This is a genomic window from Amycolatopsis sp. FDAARGOS 1241 (assembly GCF_016889705.1).
In the GTDB taxonomy this organism is placed as follows: domain Bacteria; phylum Actinomycetota; class Actinomycetes; order Mycobacteriales; family Pseudonocardiaceae; genus Amycolatopsis.
On the sequence record NZ_CP069526.1, the window covers coordinates 8,351,214 to 8,366,274 of the forward strand.

The following is a 15,061-nucleotide window of genomic DNA, read 5'->3' on the forward strand; positions in this document are numbered from 1 at the left end:
GGCGGACCCGGCGGACCTGGTGGGCCCGGTGGGCCCGGCGGTGGCGGCCGGCCCGGTGGCCCGGGCGGCCCCGGTGGCCGTGGTCCGGGGGGACCCGGCGGTCCGGGCGGGCCCGGCGGTCCGGGCGGGCCCGGCGGCCCGGGCGGGCCCGGCGGCCCGGGAGGACCTGGAGGACCCGGCGGCCCAGGAGGACCCGGCGGCCCGGGTGGGTCCGGCGGCTCCGGTCCGGACGGCCCCGGCTCCGGTGGGACGCCGCAGGCCGGCACCGCGACCGCGACCCGCATGGCCCCGCCTTCGCGGCAGCGCTCCGGGGGGATCAACCTCGGCCCGCTGCCCGTGTCGAACCTCGTGCTGCTGGAGCTCGGTGTCGCGATAGGACTGATCCTGCTCGCGATCGACTCCGAGAAGCTCAAGTACGTCGCCGCCGGCGTGGTCCTCGTTTTCCTCATCTTCGCGTTCCTGCGGTGGGGCGGACGCTGGTTCACGCAGTGGCTCGGCCTGACGCTGCGCTACCGCTTCCGCTCGCACGACCGCGTCGCCACCCCGCCGCCGCCCAGCAGCGTCGAGGAGCTCGCGGCCGAGGACGCCACGGTCACCGGCCCCGACGACGCGCGCGTGAACCTGTTGCGCCTGGCCGTGCCGGACCTCGTGGTGGCCCACGGCGTCGACCACGAACGCCAGCAGGTCGGCCTCGCGTGGAACGACGGCACGTGGACCGCGGTGCTGCTCGTCGAGCCGGCGCCCGCGCTGATCACGCAGGCGGGCGGCGCGCCGAGCCTCCCGCTGTCGGCGCTCGCGCCGTGCCTCGAAGACCGAGGGGTGGTCCTCGACTCGATCCAGATGATCTGGCACAGCTACCCGGGTTCCGCGGCGCTGCCGTCGGACTCGCCGGCGCTCAGCTCGTACATGGAGGTGCTCGGCCCACTGCCCGCGGCCGCGCGCCGCACCACGTGGATCGCGGTCCGCCTCGACCCGCGGCGCTGCCCGGACGCGATCCGGGAACGCGGCGGCGGCGTCGTCGGCGCCCACCGCGCGCTGATCGGCGCGCTGTCGCGCGTGCGCAACGCGCTGGAATCCCAGGGCGTGCCGACGCGGCCGCTCGACCCGGACGAGCTGCTGCGCGCCGGTATCTCCGCCGCGGAGCTCACCGCCGTCGCGGGTTCCTCGGCGAACGTGACGTTGCAGGAGAGCTGGACCGGCGTCACGGCGGCCGGCATCGGGCACTCCAGCTACGCGATCACGGGCTGGCCGAAGGGCAAGATCAGCGGCAGCCTCGAGGCACTCACGAGCGTCCGCGCGCTGTCGGCGACGGTCGCCATGTCGATTTCGCCGGCGTCGGACGAGGGCCGCATCGGGCTGCGCGGCGTGGTGCGCGTGAGCGCCCGCAACCCGCGTGAGCTCGAGGCCGCCGATCAGCGGCTGAAGTCCGTTTCGGAGCGGCTGGACGTCGACCTGACCCCGATGCGGGGCCTGCAGATCGCCGCGTTCGCCGCCACCCTGCCCATCGGAGGTACGGCATGAGCACCCGTCTGCGCGACGCCGGGCAGAACGCCGGCGTCGCCCCGGAGTTCACCGTCGACCCCGCGATGCTCGACGCGATCAGCCCGTCCGGCGACCGGGGCGGCATCGTCCTCGGCTCGGGCCTCAAGGGCGAGCCGCTCACGATCTCGGCCCTGCGCTCCACGCCGACGCGCATCGTGCTCGTCGGCGGTCTGTACCTGGCCCGTCAGGTGGCGCTGCGCGCGATGGCCGTGGGCGCGTGGGTGGTCGTGGCCACCGGGCGCCCCGCGGCCTGGCAGGTGCTGTCCCAGTCCGCCGGCACGCGGGACGGACGCCCGTCGCCGCTCGTGCAGATCCGGCGCCTGTCGCCGGTCGAGCTGCCGCGCCCGTCGGAGGACGCCCCGCTGCTCGTGGTCACCGACGGCGGCCCGACCCCGCAGGACCTCTTCCCGCCGCGCTCACCGTGGCAGACCACCGTGTACGTCCTGCCCTACCTGCACCCGCAGGCCGGCGCGACGGCCAACGCCGCGGACCTGGTGCTGATGCAGCGCCTGCCCGCGGGCCAGGCCGAGCTGGCGGCCCGCATCTGGCGCCTGCCGCCGCAGATGATGCGCCAGCTGACCACGCTGAAGGACGACCAGGTCGTGGCCCTGGGCCGCAACCTCTGGCGCCCCCTACGGCTGGTCACGACGCAGAAGGAACAGCAGATCCTCGGCCCCGTCCGCCGGGGCGACTGAGCGGTTTTCGTGCTGTGGAAGGCCTCTCCGGGCTCGCTCCGGGGAGGCCTTCACTGCGTTCGGCGGGCCTCCGGGGAGCGGCTCGGCGGACCGGTCCGCTGGCCGGCCGGAGAAGCTACAGGTCCGTGGCCGAGCGGAGGTTGCGCGTCTGCTCGGCGCGGGCAGCCAGCTCAGCGTCCGGCGGGTAGTCCACGGCCGTCAGCGTGAGGCCGTGGGCCGGGGCGACGGCGCTGTCCCGCGTTCCGCTGGCGAGGACGTCGGCGGGCCACGAGCGGGCGCGGCGGCCGTCGCCGACGAGCAGGAGGACGCCGACCAGGCTGCGGACCATGGAGTGGCAGAAGGCGTCGGCGGTGACGCGGACTTCGAGGAGGTGCTCGTCGAGGCGCGACCACTCCAGCTGCTGCAGCTCGCGGATCGTGGTGCCGCCCTCGCGCTGTTTGCAGTAGGCCGCGAAGTCCTGCAGGCCCAGCAGCCCGCGGGCGGCCTCGTTCATCGCGTCCGTCGAGAGTGGCCGGCCCCAGGCGAGAGTGTCGTTGCGGCGCAAGGGATCCACGCCCCACGGCGCGTCGGAGACCCGGTAGCGGTAGTGGCGGCGGATCGCCGAGAACCGGGCGTCGAAGCCGGCCGGGGCGACGCGGGCGCCGAGGACGCGGACGTCGGCGGGCAGGAGCTTGTTCCAGCGGCCCGTCATGCGCGTCAGATCCGGGATGCCGTGCTCGTCGACGGGCACGCGGCCAGGGGCGCCCGGCGCGAGCGGGGCGACGTCGACGTGCACGACCTGACCGGTGGCGTGCACCCCGGCGTCCGTGCGGCCCGCGACGACCACTGACTTAGCGATCGACGCGCCCGGCGGCTGGCGCTGCAGGGCCTGCTCCAGCTCGGCCTGCACGGTGCGGCGGCCGGGCTGGCGCGCCCAGCCGGAGAAGTCGGTGCCGTCGTAGGAGACGTCCAAACGCAGACGAACGAGCCCGCCCTCCCCGGGGGGAGTGGCGGGCTCGTTCGGTGTCGACTGTGCCGTCAGGACTCAGTCCTTCTTGGCGTCCGCGTCGTCGGCGGCAGCCTCGTCCGAGTCGGAAGCAGCGGCTTCGTCCGAAGCAGCCTCCTCGGTCGCGGCCTCGGCGGTCTCCTCGGCCGGAGCCTCGGTGACGGCCTCTTCCGTGGTCTCCTCGACCACAGCAGCCTCAGCCGGCTTCTCGTCCTTCGCGAACTTGGTGCCGCGAGCCCGCTCGGCCTCCGACGTCACGGTCTTCTCCGCGACCAGTTCGATGACCGCCATGGGGGCGTTGTCACCCTTGCGCGGCATCGTCTTGGTGATGCGGGTGTAACCGCCGGCGCGCTCCGCGAAGTGCGGGCCGATCTCGGCGAACAGCTTGTGCAGCACGTCCTTGTCACGGACGACCTTCTGCACCTGGCGACGGTTGTGCAGGTCGCCCCGCTTCGCCTTGGTGATCAGCTTCTCGGCCAGCGGGCGCACCCGCCGGGCCTTCGCCTCGGTCGTCGTGATCTTGCCGTGCTCGAACAGCTGCGTGGCCAGGTTGGCCAGGATCAGCCGCTCGTGCGCGGACGACCCGCCGAGACGGGGTCCCTTCGTGGGGGTGGGCATCGGTTCTCCTCGTTCAGCTGCACAGCTTGTGGCCTACGCGGCCTTAGAGCTGTTCCGTCTCTGCGTAGTCCTGGCCATCGTCGTGGCCGTCGTCCGAAATCCCGCCGCCGATGCCGGCGACACTCCCCGACCAGCCTTCACCGTCGTAGCTGGTCGCAGCCGCGGTCGGGTCGAACCCGGGCGGGCTGTCCTTGAGCGCCAGGCCGAGACCGACGAGCTTCATCTTGACCTCGTCGATCGACTTCGCACCGAAGTTGCGGATGTCGAGCAGGTCCGCCTCGCTGCGCGAGACGAGCTCGCCCACCGTGTGGATGCCCTCGCGCTTGAGGCAGTTGTACGACCGGACGGTGAGGTCCAGGTCCTCGATCGGCATCGCGTAGGCCGCGATGGTGTCCGCTTCCTGCGGCGACGGGCCGATCTCGATGCCCTCGGCGTCGACGTTCAGCTCGCGAGCGAGACCGAACAGCTCCACCAGCGTCTTGCCCGCCGACGCGACCGCGTCGCGCGGCGTGATCGACGGCTTGGTCTCGACGTCCAGGATCAGCTTGTCGAAGTCGGTCCGCTGCTCGACACGAGTGGCCTCGACCTTGTACGTCACCTTCAGCACGGGCGAGTAGATCGAGTCGACCGGGATCCGGCCGATCTCGGCACCCGCCTGCTTGTTCTGCAGCGCCGGGACGTAACCGCGGCCGCGCTCGACGACGAGCTCGATCTCGAGCTTGCCCTTGCCGTTCAGCGACGCGATGTGGAGGTCCGGGTTGTGCACGGTGACGCCGGCCGGGGGCACGATGTCGGCAGCCGTGACCTCACCGGGGCCCTGCTTGCGCAGGTACATGGTGACCGGCTCGTCCTCCTCCGAGGACACCACGAGCTCCTTGAGGTTCAGGATGATGTCGGTGACGTCTTCCTTCACCCCGGGAACGGTGGTGAACTCGTGCAGCACGCCGTCGATGCGGATGCTCGTCACGGCCGCGCCCGGGATGGACGACAGCAGCGTGCGCCGCAGCGAGTTGCCGAGCGTGTAGCCGAAGCCGGGCTCCAGAGGTTCGATCGTGAACCGGGAGCGGGTCTCGTTGACCGTCTCTTCGCCGAGAGCCGGCCGCTGGGAAATCAGCATTGTTCCTTGTTCCTTTCCAGACGGCGCCCGCCATATGACGCCGAAGGGATGGCGCGGCGGCGGCGCACTCGGGGCGCCGCCGCCCGTAACCCACCCGGGAGCGGGTTACTTGGAGTAGAGCTCGACGATCAGCTGTTCCTGAACCGGAACGTCGATCTGCGCACGCTCCGGCAGCTGGTGGACCAGCACGCGGAGGGTCGACGGGACGACCTGCAGCCACGCCGGGATCGGACGCTCGCCGAAGGCCTCCTTGGCCGCGACGAAGGGCAGCATGCCCAGCGACTTCGGCCGCACGTCGATGATGTCCCACTTGGACACCTGGAACGACGGGACGTTGACCTTCTCGCCGTTGACCAGGAAGTGGCCGTGGCTCACCAGCTGGCGCGCCTGGCGGCGCGTGCGGGCGATGCCGGCGCGGTAGATCACGTTGTCCAGCCGGGACTCGAGGATCTGCAGCAGGTTCTCACCGGTCTTGCCCGGACGCCGGACGGCTTCCTTGTAGTACCGGACGAACTGGCGCTCGAGGACGCCGTAGGTGTAGCGAGCCTTCTGCTTCTCCTGCGACTGCAGGAGGTACTCGGACTCCTTGATGCGCCCGCGGCCGTGCTGGCCCGGCGGGTAGGGGCGACGCTCGAAAGCCTGGTCGCCGCCGATGAGGTCAACCTTGAGGCGACGCGAGATACGCGTCGCGGGGCCGGTGTAACGAGCCATTTCTTCTTACTCCTCCCCGTTCCTCAGACCCGGCGCCGCTTGGGCGGGCGGCAGCCGTTGTGAGGCTGCGGGGTCACGTCCTGGATGGTGCCGACCTCGAGACCGGCGGCCTGCAGCGAGCGGATCGCCGTCTCGCGGCCCGAACCCGGGCCCTTCACGAAGACGTCGACCTTCTTCATCCCGTGCTCGGCAGCCTTGCGGGCGGCGTTCTCGGCGGCCATCTGCGCGGCGAACGGGGTGGACTTGCGCGAGCCCTTGAAGCCCACGTGCCCACTCGACGCCCACGCGATCACGGCACCGGTCGGGTCCGTGATCGAGACGATGGTGTTGTTGAAGGTGCTCTTGATGTGCGCGTGACCGTGCGCAACGTTCTTCTTTTCCTTGCGGCGGACCTTCTTGGCCCCGGCCGCGGTACGAGACTTCGGTGGCATGTTCTGAGGGTTCTCCTGTTAGCGCGCGTTCTCTTGGTGAGCGGCGGCGGCTTCCTGCTGGCCGCGCCGGATGATGGACCCGGCGTCGGTGTACAGGTTGCGCAGCGCCATCGGGCGGGCGTAGAGCGCCTTGGGCGAGACACAAGCCGTGGAGCGGCGCACCGCGCCACCCATGCGTACGACCTTCTTGCCCTGGACGCTCACTTCTTGCCAGCCTTCTTCTTGCCGGCGACCGTCTTCTTCGGACCCTTGCGGGTGCGGGCGTTGGTCTTCGTCCGCTGACCGCGGACGGGCAGACCACGACGCCAGCGCAGGCCCTGGTAGGTGCCGATCTCGATCTTGCGACGGATGTCGGCGTTCACCTCGCGACGCAGGTCACCCTCGACCTTGAAGTTCTCGTCGATGTAGTCACGAAGCTTGATGAGGTCCTCATCGCTGAGGTCCTTCACGCGGGTGTCCGCGTTCAGCTCGGCAGCAGCGATCATCTGCTTCGAGCGCGTACGGCCGATGCCGTAGATGTAGGTCAGCGCGATCTCCAACCGCTTCTCGCGGGGGAGGTCGACGCCAGCGAGTCGTGCCACTGGTGCTCCTTCTTCGTGTTCGTCTTCAGGTCTGCTCCCCGTCCGGTTCCGGAACCGACTCGCCTGTCGTGCCCGGGGCTTGCGCTCCGGGTGTCCCGGCCCCGGCCTGAAGTCCGGGGGTGTACCAGTCCGCTCACGCGGTCCGGCAGGTGCGGGGAGGGTGTGTAACCGTCAATCCGCTCTGCAGTGCGGTGCTCAGCCCTGGCGCTGCTTGTGGCGCAGGTTCTCGCAAATCACCATGATCCGGCCGTGGCGGCGGATCACCTTGCACTTGTCGCAGATCTTCTTGACGCTCGGCTGGACCTTCACGTCTCCTGCTTTCTGCTTCTTCTCAGCTCTACGTGATCACTTGTAGCGGTAGACGATGCGACCACGAGACAAGTCGTAGGGCGACAGCTCCACGACCACCCTGTCCTCGGGCAGGATGCGGATGTAGTGCTGCCGCATCTTGCCGCTGATGTGGGCAAGAACCTTGTGGCCGTTCTCCAACTCGACGCGGAACATCGCGTTGGGGAGCGGCTCGACCACGCGGCCTTCGACCTCGATGGCCCCGTCTTTCTTAGCCATGTCCTCCGCAATCCCTGAATGCACGCTCCATGCACACAGCGTGATCGGTTTGAGCTCGAGTCTTGCTGACTGGAGTGGTGCTCCGGCACACTCCACCCCGACTCCAAGTTCGTGACAGTTCACGAGCGCGCTGGAACCGGCGCGATGAGTACGCCGACTTGACAGTGTACGCAACTCGTGTCGCGACCCCCAAACGGGGGGTAACTGTGCTACAAGCCGGCGGCGAGGCGCCTGACTACCAGTATGCCTGAAAACGGCTGGACCTGCGAGAACCGCCTGGTCAGGTGAACTTTTTTGCCGGGTTCAGTCCTGCTCGGGCGCGGTGAGCACCCAGGGACCGTCCTCGGTGACCGCGACGGTGTGCTCCCAGTGCGAGGCCCTCGAGCCATCGGCCGTGACGACGGTCCAGCCGTCCTCGAGCTCCACGGTCTCGCCGCCGCCGCTGGTCAGCATGGGCTCGATGGCGAGCGCCATACCGACCTTGAGCCGCGGACCCTTGCCGGGCTTGCCGACGTTGGGCAAGAACGGGTCCATGTGCATCTGGCGGCCGATGCCGTGGCCGCCGTACTCCAGGATCATCCCGTACTCGACGCCGTTGTCGCGGCCCGCTTTCTCGGCCGCGGTCTGCACGGCGAACGAGATGTCGGTGAGCCGGCCGTCCGCGCGCACGGCCTCGATGCCGGCCCACATGGCCTTTTCGGTGGCCGCAGACAAGGCGAGGTCGGCGTCGCTGACGGCGCCGATGGCCAGGGTCACGGCGGAGTCACCGTGCCAGCCGTCGAGGATGGCACCGCAGTCGACGGAGATCAGGTCGCCGTCGGCCAGCACCTGCCTGCCCGACGGGATGCCGTGCACGATCTGCTCGTTGACCGAGGCGCAGATCGATGCGGGGAAGCCGTGGTAGCCCTTGAAGGACGGCACGGCCCCCGCGTCGCGGATCGTCTGCTCGGCCAGCTCGTCGAGCTCGGCGGTGCTCACCCCGACCTGCGCGCGCTCGCGGACGGCCGCCAGCGTCTTCGCGACGACCAGCCCGGCCGCCCGCATCGCCTGCAGCTCGCCGGGCGACTTGACCTCGATCATGCGCCCACGGCGGAGCACTTGCAGAACACGCAACCCTCCGAGATTCACGTGCGGTCGCGCAGCGCTTTCAGCACGCGGTCGGACACCTCGGCGACGTCGCCGACCCCGTCGACGGCCACCAGGATGTCCGCGTAGTACTCGAGCAGCGGCGCCGTCTCCGACCAGTAGATCTGCTGGCGGCGGCGGATGACCTCTTCGGTGTCGTCGGCACGGCCGCGGGCCATCAGGCGCGTGACGACGACGTCCTCGGGCACTTGCAGCTGGATGACCGCCTCGAGCGCGCAGTCGGCCTCGGTCAGCATGTCGCCGAGGACCTCGGCCTGCTTGGTGTTGCGGGGGAAGCCGTCGAGCAGGAAGCCGGCCTTCGCGTCGGGCTCGGCGAGCCGCTCGCGGACCATTTCGTTCGTCACCGAGTCGGGCACGAGCTCGCCCGAGTCGAGGTAGCGCTTGGCCTCCTGGCCGAGCGGGGTCTCCTGTCCGACGTGGGCGCGGAACAGATCACCCGTCGAGATGTGCGGAACCCGCAGCTGCTCGGACAGGGCCACTGCCTGCGTACCTTTGCCCGCACCGGGCGGGCCGACGAGAACCAGGCGCGTCACTTCAAGAACCCTTCGTAGTTGCGCTGCATCAGCTGGCTTTCGATCTGCTTCACGGTGTCGAGGCCGACACCGACCATGATCAGCACAGCCGTGCCACCGAACGGGAAGTTCTGGTTGTTCCCGCTGCCGGTGAGGGACAGGAAGAAGTTCGGGAGGATCGCGATGATGCCCAGGTACAGCGAGCCCGGCAGGGTGATGCGGCCGAGCACGTAGCTCAGGTACTCGGCGGTGGGCCGGCCGGGGCGGATGCCGGGGATGAACCCACCGAACTTCTTCATCTCGTCCGCACGCTCGTCCACGTTGAACGTGATCGTGATGTAGAAGTACGTGAAGAAGATGATCAGGGCGAAGTACAGCAGGATGTGGACGTAGTTGCCCTGGTTGACGATGTAGTTCTGGATGAACGACTGCCAGCCGGAGTTGCTGTTCGGGTCGCCGACGAGCTGGCTGATCAGCTGCGGCAGGTACAGCAGTGACGACGCGAAGATGACCGGGATGACACCGGCCTGGTTCACCTTGATCGGCAGGTAGGTCGATGTGCCGCCGTACATCCGGCGGCCGATCATGCGCTTGGCGTACTGCACCGGGATCCGGCGCTGCCCCTGCTCGACGAAGATGACGCTCGCGATGATCACCAAGCCGAAGATGCAGATCATGACCAGGGCGATGCCGCCACCGTTGCTCATGATGTTCGCGCCCTCAGTGGGGATGCGCGCCGCGATGTTCAGGAAGATCAGCACGGACATGCCGTTGCCGACGCCGCGCTCGGTGATGAGCTCGCCCAGCCACATCATCACGGCCGTGCCGGCGGTCATCGTGCAGACGATGAGCGCGAGCGAGTAGATGCTGTTGTCCGGGATGATCTGCTGCTGGCAGCCCTGGAACAGCGTGCCGCGGTCGGCGAGCGCCACGACGCCGGTCGCTTGCAGGATCGCGAGCGCGATCGTGAGGTACCGCGTGTACTGCGTGAGCTTGTTCTGGCCGGACTGGCCCTCCTTCTTCAGCTCCTCGAACCGCGGGATCACCACGGTGAGCAGCTGGATGATGATGCTCGCCGTGATGTACGGCATGATGCCCGTCGAGAACAGCGACAGCTGCAGCAACGCGCCGCCGCTGAACAGGTTCAGCAGCTGGTAGACGCCCTGCTGGTCGGCCTGGGAGCTACAGGCCTGCACCGCGGAGAACGAGATCCCCGGAGCCGGGATGGCGGCACCGATCCGGTAAACCGCGACGATGGCTAGCGTGAACAGGATCTTCTTGCGTAGATCCGGCGTCGCGAGAGCCGAGCGGAATGCGCTGAGCACGCGGGGGACCTCCTCGGCGTCGTCGGCTGTCCTACCGACGATCGGCTTGGCCGGCACGGGGCCGGCGGGAACACAGCTCACTGGCGGCAAGCCAGGAACGCCTCAGGGCACAGTGGTCCCGAAGCGTGACGCCGACTCTAACAGCTTCGCGGGGCGTGTCCGCAGCGCGTGTGCGTTTTCCGGTCCGGCCACGCTCTCCCGGCCCGCAGCTCCTCCGCAGGTTGGGCCGATCGACGGGATGTTGATCACCTGTTCGGCCGCGGTCGTCGGTAGGTGTCCCGGTGATTGACGCATGGATCGGGCGGAGGTTGCGTCGGCCGGGATTCGCCGGGTGTTGGGCGGGAGTCCGCGGTGCTTCGTTTGGGGGTAAGGGTTCCGGTGATCGCGTCCGGGGTGGAGGGTGCCGCCGGCCGGGTGAGCCGGGTGTGGAAGCCGGGTGTGGTGGTGGCCGGGTGTGGTGGTGGCCGGGTGTGGTGGTGGCCGGGTGTGGTGGTGGCCGGGTCAGGTGGATCTTGTCCGGCCCACTGCGCTGGAAGCGGCGGGCGCGCCACAGCGCGGGTGGTGTTGTGTGCCGGTTCCGCCGGCCTGCCGAAGGCATCCACGGCTACGCGGTGTTGAGCACGCGGCTTCGTGGCTCGCTGCGATGCTGTCGCTTCATGCCGCGCTCGCGGCCGGTGGTTCGGGCCCCTTTCGACGCTGTGGCCCGCTTCGGCACTCGCAGCCGGCGACTCGCTGGGCGCTGTGGCCCGCTTCGACACTCGCAGCCGGTGACTCGCTGGGCGCTGTGCTCGCGCACGCGTCTCGTGGCCGCTTCGGCTGGCGCAGGCGAGTAGCTAACTAGGCGCTGTGCTCGCACGCGCCTCGTGCCCACTTTCGGCGGCCGCGGGCGAGTCACTCACTGCGCGGTGTGCTCGCACCCGCTTCGCGGCGCTTCCGCGGTCGCGGGCTACTTGCTCCTGAACTGCCACCAGCCGCAGGCTTGACGCGCCCGGAGGTGTGCGCCGGCACGCCGGTCGCCGAGTCAGCGCCTGCCATCCCGGCGAACGGCGTCCGCATCGCGGGCCCACCCGCACTGTCCTCTCAATCAACCTGCGCCAGCGACCCGCACCAGGACTCCGTCACGACCTACCGCCGCACGAGTCTCCGGCTCTCTGCTGACGCCATCGGCACATCCGTCCCCCGCCTCACCGGCCGCCGACACACCCCCACCCTCCTCAGGGGGGCGCGCCCAGTTCCATTCTACTGACGGAGGGTGACAAAGCCGGCCGTGCACAGGAGTTGTCCACAGGGGAGGCACGTTGTGGATAGTTCTTTTGAGCGGCGCCGACCGGCGAGTGCGGGCGTGCGATGCGGGCTGGGTCCGAAGGTCCAGCGAACCGCTACCGCAGGCAATGCAAGCCGCGGCCGGGTGTCTTCCGGGCCGGCCCGGGCGCTTGTCCGGGAAGCGGGCCAGCCTTGGTGGCCACGCGAGCCCGGCCCGGTATTCGTGAAGCCAGGCAAAGGACGTTCGGGGGCGAGCTGCAGAGTCTGCAGCTACAGCGGCGGAGGGGCAAGCCGCGGTGGCCCAAGCCGCAGCGGCCGGGTGCAAACACTGGTGGCCCTACGCCGCAGCCGCGCACCCGCAGCGACAGAAACCCAACGTCTCAACACGGCGACAACCGGCGGTGGCCGCGCGCCCCAGCGGGCAGCCGCACGAGCAGCGATCGCCCCGGCCACAGCGGTAGCCGGAAGCGGAAAACCGCCGGCGCTGAAAACCCAGGACCGAAAGGCCGACAGGGCCGAAAGCCGCCAGCCCACAAACCCGCAGTTCAAAACAACTCGGGCCCACCCAGCGAACGCTGAGTGGGCCCGAGCCGGATCAGGAACTTCAGTTGACGGTGGCGGTGCCGCCGGCCGCTTCGAGCTTTTCCTTGGCGGAGGCGGAGAAGCCGTCGGCGGTGACGTCGAGCTTGGTGCCCGCGACGTCGCCGTTGCCGAGAACCTTGACGAGGCTGCCCTTGCGGACGAGGCCCGCGTTGACGAGCTCCTCGACACCGACCGTGCCGCCGCCCGGGAAGACGCGGGCGATGTCGCCCACGTTCACCGGCTGGTACTCGGTGCGGAAGCGGTTCTTGAAACCACGCAGCTTCGGCAGCCGCATGTGGATGGGCATCTGCCCACCCTCGAAGGCGGCGGGCACGTTCTTGCGGGCCTTGGTGCCCTTCGTACCGCGACCGGCCGTCTTGCCCTTCGAACCTTCACCACGGCCCACGCGGACCTTGTCGCGCTTGGCGCCCGGGGCCGGACGCAGGTGGTGGATCTTGATGGCGGTCATGCCTGGACCTCCTCGACCTCCACCAGGTGGCGGACGGTGTGGATCAGGCCGCGCACCTGGGGGGTGTCCTCACGCACGACGCTCTGGCGGATCTTGCGCAGCCCGAGGGTGCGCAGCGATTCGCGGTGAGCGTGCTTCGTGCCGATCTTGCTCTTGACCTGGGTCACCTTCAGCTGAGCCACGTCAGACCCCCTGGCCCGCGCGCTGGCGCAGCATCCGAGCCGGGGCGACGTCCTCGAGCGGCAGGCCGCGACGAGCCGCGACCTCCTCCGGACGCTGCAGGCCCTTCAGGGCCGCCACGGTCGCGTGCACGATGTTGATCGCGTTGTCGGAGCCGAGCGACTTCGACAGCACGTCGTGGACGCCCGCGCACTCCAGCACCGCGCGCACCGGGCCACCGGCGATGACGCCGGTACCGGCGGACGCCGGACGGAGCAGCACGACACCGGCGGCTTCCTCACCCTGGACCGGGTGCGGGATGGTGCCGGCGACGCGAGGCACGCGGAAGAAGTTCTTCTTCGCCTCCTCGACGCCCTTGGCGATGGCCGCGGGAACTTCCTTGGCCTTGCCGTAGCCGACGCCCACCTGGCCGTCACCGTCGCCGACGACGACGAGGGCGGTGAAGCTGAAGCGACGACCACCCTTGACGACCTTGGCGACGCGGTTGATCGTCACGACCTTCTCGAGGTGCGGGGTCTTGTCCTGGGCCGCCCCGCCACGGCCGCTGTCGCGCCGGTCCCGGCGGTCGCGACGGTCACCGCGGTCGTTGCCGCCCTGACCGCCCGGTCCGCCCTGGCCGCCGCCGAATTGCCGCGTACGTCCCGGCATCAGGCTTTCCTTCCATTGACGAGCATCTGCATCAGAACTCCAACCCCGCCTCACGGGCGGCGTCGGCGAGAGCCGCGATGCGGCCGTGGTAGGCGTTGCCACCACGGTCGAACACGACGGCCGAGATCCCGGCGTCCTTGGCACGCGCCGCGACCAGCTGGCCGACCTTGGCGGCCTTGGCCTTCTTGTCGCCCTCGGTCGAGCGGACGTCCGCCTCGAGGGTGGACGCCGACACCAGGGTGTGGCCGGCGAGGTCGTCGATCACCTGCACGGCGATGTGCCGCGAGGAGCGCTTGACGACCAGCCGCGGACGCACCGGCGTGCCGCTGACCTTCTTGCGGAGGCGGAAGTGCCGACGGGCCTTTGCGACGCGGCGGCGGGTCGAGATGTCCTTGCCGACCGGCTTGCGCTTCGTCGTAGTCGTGTCGCTCATGATCACTTACCCGTCTTTCCGACCTTGCGGCGGATCTTCTCACCCTCGTAGCGCAGGCCCTTGCCCTTGTACGGGTCGGGGCGGCGCAGCTTGCGGATGACCGCGGCGATCTGGCCGACCTTCTGCTTGTCGATGCCGGAGACCGAGAACCGGGTGGGCGTCTCCACCTTGAAGGTGATGCCCTCCGGGGCCTCGATCTTCACCGGGTGGCTGTAGCCGAGGGCGAACTCGAGGTCCGAGCCCTTGGCCTGCACGCGGTAACCGACGCCGTGGATCTCGAGCTTCTTCTCGTAGCCCTGGGTCACACCCACCACGAGGTTGTTCACCAGCGTGCGGGTCAGACCGTGCAGGGCACGGCTCTCGCGCTCGTCGTCCGGACGCTTCACCAGCAGAGCACCGTCTTCACCGCGCTCGACGGTGATCGGCTCCGCGACGGTGTGCTCCAGGGTGCCCTTCGGCCCCTTGACCTGAATGTGCTGACCGTTGATGGTCACCTCGACCCCGGAAGGGACGGTGACCGGCAGCTTTCCGATGCGTGACATGTGCGGCTACCCCCTTCCTCACCAGACGTAGGCGAGGACTTCCCCGCCCACGTTGTTGCGCTTGGCCTGACGGTCGGTCTGGAGCCCACCGGACGTCGAGATGATCGCGACGCCGAGGCCACCCAGCACGGACGGCAGTTCGGTCGATTTTGCGTACACCCGCAAACCCGGCTTCGACACGCGCCGGAGGCCGGCGATGCTGCGCTCACGGTTGGGGCCGTACTTCAGCTCCACGACCAGGTTCTTGTGCTTCTCGCCCGGCTCGTCGCGGTAGCCCGCGATGTAGCCCTCGCGCTTGAGGATCTCGGCGATGTTCGCCTTGATCTTCGAGTGGGGAAGCACGACCTCGTCGTGGTACGCCGAGTTCGCGTTGCGCAGACGGGTCAAGAAGTCTGCGATGGGGTCGGTCATCGTCATGGTGACCTGTCAACCTTTCTCGCCTGGTTCCCCACCCTGCCCTGGGTCCGGGTATCCCGGAAGGGCAGCGGTGGGGCCTGTGGCGAACTGGGAAATAGAGTTTCGAGCCTTACCAGCTGGACTTGTGGACACCGGGCAGCTCGCCCGCGTGCGCCATCTCCCGGAGGCAAATCCGGCACAGCCCGAACTTGCGGTACACCGAGTGCGGCCGGCCGCAACGGTTGCACCGGGTGTAGGCGCGCACCGCGAACTTCGGCTTCCGCGCGGCCTTGCTGATCAGCGCTTTCTTGGCCATCG

At 69.5% G+C, this 15,061-nt stretch carries 21 protein-coding genes; 2 read left to right on the plus strand and 19 right to left on the minus strand.

Going from position 1 to position 15,061, the window contains the following annotated elements; translation table 11 throughout:
- The first annotated feature begins 282 nt into the window (after positions 1-282).
- On the plus strand, positions 283-1,521 hold the full coding sequence (gene eccE / locus I6J71_RS40475; protein ID WP_204091684.1) for a type VII secretion protein EccE: 1,239 nt from the start codon (positions 283-285) through the stop codon (positions 1,519-1,521).
- A complete protein-coding gene (locus tag I6J71_RS40480; RefSeq protein ID WP_204091685.1) occupies positions 1,518-2,237 on the plus strand; it encodes a hypothetical protein in 720 nt (239 codons plus the stop codon). Before eccE ends, I6J71_RS40480 begins: the two co-directional genes overlap by 4 nt.
- 115 nt (positions 2,238-2,352) lie before the next feature.
- On the opposite strand, the gene truA is transcribed toward I6J71_RS40480, so the two are convergent.
- From truA to I6J71_RS40575, 19 genes are all read right to left on the minus strand, one after another.
- A complete protein-coding gene (truA, locus tag I6J71_RS40485) occupies positions 2,353-3,189 on the minus strand; it encodes a tRNA pseudouridine(38-40) synthase TruA (RefSeq protein WP_239154190.1) in 837 nt (278 codons plus the stop codon).
- A gap of 72 nt (positions 3,190-3,261) precedes the next feature.
- Positions 3,262-3,840, minus strand: a complete 579-nt coding sequence (gene rplQ, locus I6J71_RS40490; RefSeq protein WP_204091686.1) for a 50S ribosomal protein L17 — start codon at positions 3,838-3,840, stop codon at positions 3,262-3,264.
- A gap of 43 nt (positions 3,841-3,883) precedes the next feature.
- Positions 3,884-4,957: a DNA-directed RNA polymerase subunit alpha gene (locus tag I6J71_RS40495; protein WP_204091687.1), complete on the minus strand. Its 1,074-nt coding sequence runs from the start codon at positions 4,955-4,957 to the stop codon at positions 3,884-3,886.
- Between the two features lie 105 nt (positions 4,958-5,062).
- Entirely contained in the window at positions 5,063-5,668 is a 606-nt protein-coding gene (gene rpsD, locus I6J71_RS40500; protein WP_204091688.1) for a 30S ribosomal protein S4, read from the minus strand.
- A 23-nt stretch (positions 5,669-5,691) separates the two neighbouring features.
- Positions 5,692-6,099 (minus strand): 30S ribosomal protein S11, encoded by a 408-nt coding sequence (rpsK, locus tag I6J71_RS40505; protein WP_004558885.1) that lies wholly within the window; start codon positions 6,097-6,099, stop codon positions 5,692-5,694.
- Between the two features lie 18 nt (positions 6,100-6,117).
- Complete coding sequence (locus I6J71_RS40510) at positions 6,118-6,303, minus strand: hypothetical protein (RefSeq protein ID WP_204091689.1); 186 nt, start codon at positions 6,301-6,303, stop codon at positions 6,118-6,120.
- Complete coding sequence (gene rpsM, locus I6J71_RS40515; RefSeq protein WP_204091690.1) at positions 6,300-6,680, minus strand: 30S ribosomal protein S13; 381 nt, start codon at positions 6,678-6,680, stop codon at positions 6,300-6,302. Before rpsM ends, I6J71_RS40510 begins: the two co-directional genes overlap by 4 nt.
- A gap of 195 nt (positions 6,681-6,875) precedes the next feature.
- A complete protein-coding gene (rpmJ, locus tag I6J71_RS40520; protein ID WP_004558882.1) occupies positions 6,876-6,989 on the minus strand; it encodes a 50S ribosomal protein L36 in 114 nt (37 codons plus the stop codon).
- 36 nt (positions 6,990-7,025) lie between these two features.
- Entirely contained in the window at positions 7,026-7,247 is a 222-nt protein-coding gene (gene infA, locus I6J71_RS40525) for a translation initiation factor IF-1 (RefSeq protein WP_004558881.1), read from the minus strand.
- A gap of 303 nt (positions 7,248-7,550) precedes the next feature.
- On the minus strand, positions 7,551-8,327 hold the full coding sequence (map, locus tag I6J71_RS40530) for a type I methionyl aminopeptidase (RefSeq protein ID WP_204091691.1): 777 nt from the start codon (positions 8,325-8,327) through the stop codon (positions 7,551-7,553).
- A gap of 44 nt (positions 8,328-8,371) precedes the next feature.
- On the minus strand, positions 8,372-8,926 hold the full coding sequence (locus I6J71_RS40535; RefSeq protein ID WP_204091692.1) for an adenylate kinase: 555 nt from the start codon (positions 8,924-8,926) through the stop codon (positions 8,372-8,374).
- On the minus strand, positions 8,923-10,230 hold the full coding sequence (gene secY, locus I6J71_RS40540) for a preprotein translocase subunit SecY (protein ID WP_204091693.1): 1,308 nt from the start codon (positions 10,228-10,230) through the stop codon (positions 8,923-8,925). Before secY ends, I6J71_RS40535 begins: the two co-directional genes overlap by 4 nt.
- A gap of 1,867 nt (positions 10,231-12,097) precedes the next feature.
- Entirely contained in the window at positions 12,098-12,544 is a 447-nt protein-coding gene (rplO, locus tag I6J71_RS40545) for a 50S ribosomal protein L15 (protein WP_204091694.1), read from the minus strand.
- On the minus strand, positions 12,541-12,726 hold the full coding sequence (rpmD, locus tag I6J71_RS40550; RefSeq protein ID WP_004558875.1) for a 50S ribosomal protein L30: 186 nt from the start codon (positions 12,724-12,726) through the stop codon (positions 12,541-12,543). Before rpmD ends, rplO begins: the two co-directional genes overlap by 4 nt.
- Before the next feature lies 1 nt (position 12,727).
- Positions 12,728-13,372 carry a 30S ribosomal protein S5 gene (rpsE, locus tag I6J71_RS40555; protein ID WP_204091695.1) on the minus strand — a complete coding sequence of 215 codons (645 nt, stop codon included), beginning with the start codon at positions 13,370-13,372 and terminating at the stop codon, positions 12,728-12,730.
- A 31-nt stretch (positions 13,373-13,403) separates the two neighbouring features.
- Positions 13,404-13,805, minus strand: coding sequence for a 50S ribosomal protein L18 (rplR, locus tag I6J71_RS40560; protein ID WP_239154191.1), 402 nt, complete (start codon positions 13,803-13,805; stop codon positions 13,404-13,406).
- 2 nt (positions 13,806-13,807) lie between these two features.
- On the minus strand, positions 13,808-14,347 hold the full coding sequence (gene rplF / locus I6J71_RS40565; RefSeq protein WP_204091696.1) for a 50S ribosomal protein L6: 540 nt from the start codon (positions 14,345-14,347) through the stop codon (positions 13,808-13,810).
- A gap of 18 nt (positions 14,348-14,365) precedes the next feature.
- Positions 14,366-14,764 carry a 30S ribosomal protein S8 gene (gene rpsH / locus I6J71_RS40570; protein WP_204091697.1) on the minus strand — a complete coding sequence of 133 codons (399 nt, stop codon included), beginning with the start codon at positions 14,762-14,764 and terminating at the stop codon, positions 14,366-14,368.
- A gap of 109 nt (positions 14,765-14,873) precedes the next feature.
- Complete coding sequence (locus tag I6J71_RS40575; RefSeq protein WP_204091698.1) at positions 14,874-15,059, minus strand: type Z 30S ribosomal protein S14; 186 nt, start codon at positions 15,057-15,059, stop codon at positions 14,874-14,876.
- Between the last annotated feature and the right edge of the window lie 2 nt (positions 15,060-15,061).

What these genes read in the sequence shown, in the direction of transcription:
- eccE (WP_204091684.1), top strand. Translation starts at nt 283, where the DNA reads ATGGCCCCGCCTTCGCGGCAGCGCTCCGGGGGGATCAACCTCGGCCCG.
- I6J71_RS40480 (WP_204091685.1), top strand. Translation starts at nt 1,518, where the DNA reads ATGAGCACCCGTCTGCGCGACGCCGGGCAGAACGCCGGCGTCGCCCCG.
- rplQ (WP_204091686.1), bottom strand. Translation starts at nt 3,840, where the DNA reads ATGCCCACCCCCACGAAGGGACCCCGTCTCGGCGGGTCGTCCGCGCAC.
- I6J71_RS40495 (WP_204091687.1), bottom strand. Translation starts at nt 4,957, where the DNA reads ATGCTGATTTCCCAGCGGCCGGCTCTCGGCGAAGAGACGGTCAACGAG.
- rpsD (WP_204091688.1), bottom strand. Translation starts at nt 5,668, where the DNA reads ATGGCTCGTTACACCGGCCCCGCGACGCGTATCTCGCGTCGCCTCAAG.
- rpsK (WP_004558885.1), bottom strand. Translation starts at nt 6,099, where the DNA reads ATGCCACCGAAGTCTCGTACCGCGGCCGGGGCCAAGAAGGTCCGCCGC.
- infA (WP_004558881.1), bottom strand. Translation starts at nt 7,247, where the DNA reads ATGGCTAAGAAAGACGGGGCCATCGAGGTCGAAGGCCGCGTGGTCGAG.
- map (WP_204091691.1), bottom strand. Translation starts at nt 8,327, where the DNA reads ATGATCGAGGTCAAGTCGCCCGGCGAGCTGCAGGCGATGCGGGCGGCC.
- rplO (WP_204091694.1), bottom strand. Translation starts at nt 12,544, where the DNA reads ATGACCGCCATCAAGATCCACCACCTGCGTCCGGCCCCGGGCGCCAAG.
- rpsE (WP_204091695.1), bottom strand. Translation starts at nt 13,372, where the DNA reads ATGCCGGGACGTACGCGGCAATTCGGCGGCGGCCAGGGCGGACCGGGC.
- rplR (WP_239154191.1), bottom strand. Translation starts at nt 13,805, where the DNA reads ATGAGCGACACGACTACGACGAAGCGCAAGCCGGTCGGCAAGGACATC.
- rplF (WP_204091696.1), bottom strand. Translation starts at nt 14,347, where the DNA reads ATGTCACGCATCGGAAAGCTGCCGGTCACCGTCCCTTCCGGGGTCGAG.
- rpsH (WP_204091697.1), bottom strand. Translation starts at nt 14,764, where the DNA reads ATGACGATGACCGACCCCATCGCAGACTTCTTGACCCGTCTGCGCAAC.
- I6J71_RS40575 (WP_204091698.1), bottom strand. Translation starts at nt 15,059, where the DNA reads ATGGCCAAGAAAGCGCTGATCAGCAAGGCCGCGCGGAAGCCGAAGTTC.